This window comes from Fervidobacterium sp. 2310opik-2 (assembly GCF_011057735.1).
Classification (GTDB): Bacteria; Thermotogota; Thermotogae; order Thermotogales; family Fervidobacteriaceae; genus Fervidobacterium; species Fervidobacterium nodosum.
The window spans coordinates 141,484-149,123 of record NZ_LNGG01000004.1 but is presented as its reverse complement, the minus strand read 5'-3'; the positions used below and the strand labels follow the sequence as shown (position 1 = coordinate 149,123).

Genomic DNA, 7,640 nt, shown 5'->3' with positions numbered 1-7,640 from the left:
TTTCCATGACATGGTTACAATGAACACAACGAGGGTAAGGGAAAGAGAAGAGTTTGTGTTTTTTGGTGAAAGAAAGTTTAAAGTAACGCTTGCAGTCTTTGCAAAAGAAGATTTGGTTTTTGAACTTATCATGACCGTTTTTGATGAAGTTAGAAGAGCCACAATGAGGGCATTTGAGTTGGATATTAGTCATGTCGGGATACCTCCTTATTGAGAGTATATTGGGGGGTGTCCCCTATTTAAGAAGATAATATGATTTTTGAAATTTATCAATACCTTTGGTTAACAAAATCTTCAAAAAAAGGGGGGAGCGTTGTGGGGTACGAAGTAACAGATTGGACAATTATTCCACCATTTAAAAATGAGCCAGTAACAGATTTTTCCAAACCAGAAAATGAAACAAAGATGAAAGAAGCTCTTGAAAAAGTCTACAAAGAATTTGGAGAAGAGTACGATATTTTTATAGGGGGAAAACCTTACAAAACAGAGAAAAAGATTAAATCGATAAATCCTAGTAAATTTGATGAAATCGTTGGTTATGTGAACAGCGCAAACGAGGAACTTGCAGAAAAAGCTTTGGAAAATGCATGGGAAGCGTTTAAAACGTGGAGCAGAACTCCTGCCCATGTTCGTGCAGAGTATTTGTTAAAAGCTGCCAAAAAAATAAGAGAAAGGAAATTTGAATTCGATGCTTGGCTTGTGTACGAAGTTGGAAAGAATTGGGTAGAAGCCGATGCAGATGTTTCTGAAGCAATCGATTTCTTAGAATTTTACGCGAGAGAAATGGTAAGGTACGCTTCAGAACAACCATTGGTAAGAATAACTGGTGAATACAACGAACTTAGATATATACCTTTAGGTGTAGGTATAGTTATACCACCTTGGAACTTCCCACTTGCCATTTTGGTAGGAATGACAAGTGCAGCGGTTGTTACTGGAAATACTGTCGTTTTAAAACCTGCAAGCGATAGTCCTGTAATTGCGGCTAAGTTCTTTGAAGTGCTCCAAGAAGTTGGTTTACCAGATGGCGTTGTTAACTTCTTACCAGGAAGTGGTGCACTTGCCGGAGAATTTCTTGTTAAACATCCAAAAACAAGGTTTATAAGTTTTACGGGTTCAAAAGATGTTGGACTAAGAATACACGAACTTGCGGCTAAACCTCAACCTGGTCAGATATGGATAAAACGTACAGTCCTTGAAATGGGTGGAAAAGATGCCGTAGTTGTTGATGAAACAGCGTATTTAGATGCTGCTGCTGAAGGAATAGTTGTAAGCGCGTTCGGTTATCAAGGTCAAAAATGTAGCGCAGGTAGTAGAGCAGTTATAGTAAAAGAAGTATACGATAAAGTTATCGAAAAAGTTATCGAACGAATATCAAAGATAAAAATGGGAGATGTTAGATACAAAGAAAATTGGCTTGGTCCAGTTGTAAATAAAAGCTCAATGGAAAAAATACTTGCGTATATAGAAATAGGGAAGAAGGAAGGGCAACTCATATACGGTGGAAACGGTAGAGAAGACCTTGGTGGCTATTTCATTGAACCAACTATATTTAAAGATGTTCCATGGGACGCAAGGATTGCCCAGGAAGAAATATTCGGCCCTGTTCTTGCTATTATAAAGGCAGAGGATTTTGACGACGCTCTAAGAATAGCAAATGCAACAGAATACGGTCTAACTGGTTCGCTTTACAGCAAAGATAGAAACAGAATAGAACGCGCAAAAGAGGAATTCCACGTTGGAAACCTTTACTTCAACAGAAAGTCTACAGGAGCGCTTGTTGGAGTACATCCATTTGGTGGATTTAACATGTCTGGTACTGACAGCAAGGCTGGTGGAAGAGATTACCTCGGTTTGTTCTTGCAAGCAAAAGCGATAAGCGAAAAGATATAATTTTCCAAAAAACTAAAAAACAATATCGCAGCCCTTAGCAATGGGCTGCGATATTGTTTTGTTGAAAAAATTAACATAAGAACTTGAAAATAAATTTTGAGAATTTAAAAAAACAGAGTAAAATTATAGTATGGTAATATGTAAAATTATGCTATTGATTGGGGGGATTGTTTTGGAATTTCTCATCTTTCCAACACCGGAGGATATAAAGTTCGATATCTTAGCTGGAAAATTCAAACGTGCCGAACATAAAATAAAAGAAAGAATCGAACATAAGATTCCTAAAGGCTTAAACAAAAAATTGCACTTCGAACTTTACCGGATAGTTTTATTAAAAAAAGCATACAGCATCTCAGAAAAAGAGGCGTATAACATTTTAAAAAAGAAAGTAAAAAATCTTACTAAAGGTGAATTCAAACAATTGATGAAAAACGGTATTCTCGATTGGATGTATGTAAATGATACCCCATACTTTGAAAAAAGATTCGATAGTAATTTATTCTTCAATTATCCACATTTTAAGGAACGTCAAAAAATAGATAAAAATACGAAGTTAACTCAAAAAAGAAGAAATATTATAAACAAAGCAATTACAAGGTTAATAGATGGTGGAAAACCTAAAACATACGAAATCCAAGCTAAGATAACTCTAAAAAGAGAGCATCCCTCCGATACAAAAGTCAGAGTTTGGTTACCGTTTCCAAAAGAAGAATTTCAGCAATCTGATGTAAAATTGATATCCGCAAGTCACGATGTAAAAATAGCCCCAAACTCAGTTGGACAAAGAACAGTTTACATGGAAGGAAAAGATAACGAAGAATTTTACGTTGAGTTTTCTTATAAAATCCACGAGTGGATTGGTTTCGATGGGCTATATAAAAACAAACCGTCCAGCGAAGACCTCTCGGAAAAACTTCCACATATAAGATTCACTCCATACCTTTGGAACCTCATCGATTTGATTTTTCACGATGAAAACATAGAAAATGTCAGTGATATAGCAAAGGCAAGAAGGATATACGATTTTGTAACGCTAAATGTTAATTACTCATATGTGTTACCATATGCTATCTATGATAATATACCAGAGTATGTTGCAACTGTTTTCAAAGGTGATTGTGGTTTTCAAGCTTTGCTATTTATAACTTTGTGCCGAATGGTTGGAGTTCCAGCAAAATGGCAATCTGGATGGAGTATTACGTCAATTGGCGCCTCATCGCATGATTGGGCAATAATTTATTTGGAAGATTATGGTTGGGTACCGGTTGATTTATCGTTCGGTGGAGGAAGAAAGGATAACGAGGACCTTAGATTATTTTATTTCACAAACCTTGATGGTTTCAGAATGTTTGCGAATACAGAGTTCCAAGGTGATTTTGAACCACGAAAGATCTCTTGGAGACTTGACCCTTACGATAATCAAACAGGTGAAATGGAAATCATTACAAAAGAAGAAGATGGATACGTTATTGACCTCGAAAGTAAAATAGAAGTACTTAAATTTCAGCCTTGTAAAAAATAAATAAACAAAAGGGGGAATGCGAATTGGCAAAGATTAAATCCGTAAAATTTAAGCTCAATCGATTTGAATACGTTAAACCATTTCACATTACAAACAACATTTCATATGAGACACAAAATATCGAAGTGATTTTAGAACTTGAGAATGGAGTTGTAGGTTACGGTGAAGCATCACCATCTTTTAGAGTTAACGGTGAGAAAATCTCAGCTTTGATGGGATTTGAAAACGCTGTTCAAGAAATGATTGTTGGAATGGATGTAAGAGAGTACAGGAAAATTTTCGATATTACCGACTCACTAAAAGGCGTTCCAAGCATAAAAGCTGCTGTACAATACGCCGTACTCGATGCGTTTAGTGAAGAAATAGGCGTTCCGGTTTATCAAATATTAGGCGGGGCAAAAAGAGAAATAGAAACAGATTACACTGTGAGTATAGGTACAATCGAAGAAAGGTTAGAAGATGTAAAAAAGATAATTTCGCAAGGGCACAGAGTTATAAAAATAAAAGTTGGCGAAAACTTAGAGGAAGATATACAAGCTATATTAGCGATACATGAAGTGAGTAAAGGGTGCAAGTACATAGTTGATGCAAACACAGGTTACACTCCAAAACAAGCTGTAAGATTTGTAACAGAATTGTACCGTGCAGGGGTGGATATATCGGTATTTGAACAACCAGTTGCAATGACCGACATCGATGGTTTAAAATACGTTAGATGGAACTCCCCATTCCCAGTTGCAGCTGATGAGAGTGCAAGAACGAAATATGACGTCTTAAGACTTATCAAAGAAGAAGCGGTTGATTATATAAATATCAAACTAATGAAATCTGGCATAAGCGATGCGCTTGCAATTGTCGAAATTGCAAAAGCCGCCAATATAAGATTGATGCTAGGTTGCATGGCTGAGTCGAGCCTTGGAGTAAATCAAAGCGTACACTTCGCACTCGGCACAGGAGCTTTTGATTTCCATGACCTTGATAGTTCTTTGATGCTTAAAGAACCAACTTTCAGAGGAAAGTATAAAATAAGTTTACCATTTTATAGTGTATAATATTCTCAATCCAAAAAACAGGAGGTGTTACTATGAGGAAAGTCTTGGCTTTGCTTGTTGTAATTTTGACCACATTTTTTATTTTTGCAGCAAATTATGTAAATGCTTACACAACTCTTGAAGAACCATTAGCAAAAGTTTTATTTGCAGAGTTTGAGAAAGAAACAGGAATAAAAGTCAACTGGGTAAGACTCTCAACTGGTGAAGTTATAGCAAGGTTGGAAGCGGAAAAACAAAACCCACAAGCTTCGATATGGGTTGGTGGAGTTGGTGTCTTTCACGTTGAGGCAAAATTAAAAGGTTTAACTACGCCATACAGAGCTCCCTACAGTCAATTCATTGATGAAAAATTTAAAGATCCAGATGGTTACTGGATAGGACTTTACGTGGGGCCATTAGCTTTTGCAACAAACAAGAACAAAGCAAAAGAGCTCGGAATTAATCCTCCAACAAGTTGGGCAGATCTACTTAAACCTGAGTACAAAGGATTAATTAGAATGGCTAACCCAAACACATCTGGTACAGCTTACAACGTTATTACAACACTTGTAAACATCTACAAAAGAGATGAAGCTAAAGTTTTTGATTATTTGAAAAAGCTTGATGCAAACGTCAACATGTACACAAAATCAGGTTCAGCACCAGGAAAAGATTGTGCAATTGGTGAAACAACTATAGCTATTGGTTATTTACATGACTTAGTAAAACTACAAAAAGAAGGTGCACCGATTGTTATAACACTACCAAGAGAAGGAACCGGCTACGAAATAGCAGCTATGTCACTTATAAAAGGTGGAAAAGAACCTCTTGAAGCTAAAAAATTGTACAACTGGATACTTGGAGATAAGGCACAAGCAATTATCGCAAGTTGGTATGTTATACCACTTTCACCAAAAGCTCCAAAAAATAAATTAGTTTACAAACTTGAAGATATAAACCTAATTCAACAAGATTTACTCTGGGAAGCTCAAAATAGAGAGAGGTTAGTAGAAAAATGGAACAAAGAAATTGGAAAATAATAAAATTTTTAGCTGTTATAACCATAGTATTTACAATTCTTTTCTGGATTAGAACAACCATAAAGAACGAATTCTCCCGCATGGAGCGGGAGAATTTACTTAAACTTGCTAATTCAATCTCTATGACCGACTCAGAAAAAATTAAAGAGAATTATCAGGACTTGGAATATTATGTTTATGACTTTGAAGGTAATTATGAGGAAAGCTTGGAGGGTTTAAATAATACTATAAAAAATCTACCAGATTTTTCTTATGGCGAAGAACACGCTTTGTATGAAGAAATTTACATTTCTCCAAAAATAATAACGATTAATAATAAAAAGTATTTCGTTGTCTTTTCACCCATTGTAAAAGACTATGAAGTAGTTGCAATAATGGTGCAACTTCACAACGCAGAAGATACTATCAAATTGCTTAACACAATAGATATAATGTTTTTAATAGCACTTACAATATTTGTTATCGGATTTGCTATAGGGATATTCTCGACAGATCCTGTGACAACTTACGCAATTATTATTACGTTCGTCGTTGTATTAGTATTCATCGTCTACCCACTTTACGAAGCTGTTAAACTGACATTCACACGGACCGGAACATTTACATTTAATGTATGGAAGACCATTTTGACTGAAAAAAACTACTTAAAAGCATTTTTCAATAGTATATTGCTTGGTACATTGACTGCAACAGTTTCAACAATCATTGGATTTTTGTTCGCGTTCTTAGTTACAAGGACTAGCATCAAAGGCAAAAAATTTATATCAACTATGGCAACATTGCCAGTCATTTCTCCTCCGTTCTCATTAACATTATCTATAATTTTACTCTTTGGTTCAAACGGATTAATAACTAAGCAACTATTAAAAATGAACTGGGATATTTACGGGTTAGATGGGCTTGTGATTGCACAAACGATGGGTATGTTCCCTATAGCTTATTTAACCATGGTTGGCGTACTGGAGTCTATTGATAGTACTTTAGAAGAAGCAGCAATGAACCTTGGTGCAAGTAGATGGAAAATTTTTTCAACAATTACATTACCACTTTCACTTCCAGGTTTACTTAGTTCCTGGCTTTTGGTATTCACAAATTCTGTTGCTGATTTCGCTAATCCTTTGATGCTTGGTGGTAAGTTCAATGTTTTATCCGTTACGGCTTACCTTGAAGTTACCGGTATGAACAGACTTGATAGAGGTGCGGCATTATCACTTCTGTTGCTCCTACCAACACTGACAGCGTTTTATTTGCAAAGATATGTGGTAAATAGAAAATCATACGTAACAGTAACTGGCAAGCCAAGTGGAAGAATAGTTGAAATAGTTAGCCCAAAAACGAAAATTTTCTTAACTACGCTTGTATATATTATAGTTTTCTTTTTAATAGGTCTTTACTCAACAATATTCATGGGGTGCTTTGTCAAAAATTGGGGTATCGATTACACATTTACAACAGCAAATATAAAAGAAGCACTCCAAAGAGGGAAGGATGCTCTTGTAGATACGACTATACTGGCAAGTGTTGCTATGCCAATTGCTGGTATTTTTTCAATGATTGTCGCATTTTTATTCGTAAGAAAAAAATTTCCAGGAAAGAAGATTTTGCAAGGATTGGTATTACTACCGTTTTCAATACCTGGTACACTTATAGGTATTAGTTACGTTATAGCGTTTAATAAACCACCAATTATTTTAGTAGGCACGGCCGCAATAATTGTAATAAATTACATTATTAGAGAATTACCCGTTGGGGTAGAAGGTGGAGTTGCAACATTAAAGCAAATAGATCCATCTATAGAGGAAGCCGCTCAAAACTTAGGTGCAAACCCACAAACAGTATTTTCAACTATTATTTTACCACTGATACGACCTGCATTTATTTCGAGTTTGTCTTACACTTTCGTTAGGTCAATGACAGCAGTTAGTGCTGTGGTTTTCTTAATTTCAGCAAAGTGGTATCACATAACAATGCAAATATACAATTTCTCCGAAAATTTAAGATTCGGACTTGCAAGTGTTTTATCTTCAGTGCTCATAATAATAATACTAACAGTATTTGGACTACTTAGAATTCTTGTCAAAAAAAGCGAATACCTTGAAAAAACAATTGTACAGTAAACTAGAAGATTATTCATTTATAGAAGGGGCGTGAATA

The 7,640-nt window shown here is 35.6% G+C and carries 6 protein-coding genes; all 6 read left to right on the top strand.

What is annotated here, in order from left to right; all coding sequences use genetic code 11:
* Positions 1 to 214, top strand: a 214-nt coding sequence (locus AS161_RS09200) for a hypothetical protein (protein ID WP_206518746.1), incomplete at its 5' end; no start/stop codon positions are given.
* A gap of 101 nt (positions 215 to 315) precedes the next feature.
* Positions 316 to 1,893, top strand: a complete 1,578-nt coding sequence (gene pruA / locus AS161_RS02550) for an L-glutamate gamma-semialdehyde dehydrogenase (RefSeq protein WP_164541690.1) — start codon at positions 316 to 318, stop codon at positions 1,891 to 1,893.
* Between the two features lie 172 nt (positions 1,894 to 2,065).
* On the top strand, positions 2,066 to 3,415 hold the full coding sequence (locus AS161_RS02545) for a transglutaminase-like domain-containing protein (RefSeq protein ID WP_011994766.1): 1,350 nt from the start codon (positions 2,066 to 2,068) through the stop codon (positions 3,413 to 3,415).
* A gap of 23 nt (positions 3,416 to 3,438) precedes the next feature.
* Positions 3,439 to 4,467: an L-Ala-D/L-Glu epimerase gene (locus AS161_RS02540; RefSeq protein WP_164541689.1), complete on the top strand. Its 1,029-nt coding sequence runs from the start codon at positions 3,439 to 3,441 to the stop codon at positions 4,465 to 4,467.
* Between the two features lie 32 nt (positions 4,468 to 4,499).
* Positions 4,500 to 5,486 carry an ABC transporter substrate-binding protein gene (locus AS161_RS02535; protein ID WP_164541688.1) on the top strand — a complete coding sequence of 329 codons (987 nt, stop codon included), beginning with the start codon at positions 4,500 to 4,502 and terminating at the stop codon, positions 5,484 to 5,486.
* Complete coding sequence (locus AS161_RS02530; RefSeq protein ID WP_164541687.1) at positions 5,462 to 7,603, top strand: iron ABC transporter permease; 2,142 nt, start codon at positions 5,462 to 5,464, stop codon at positions 7,601 to 7,603. Before AS161_RS02535 ends, AS161_RS02530 begins: the two co-directional genes overlap by 25 nt.
* Positions 7,604 to 7,640: the final 37 nt, after the last annotated feature.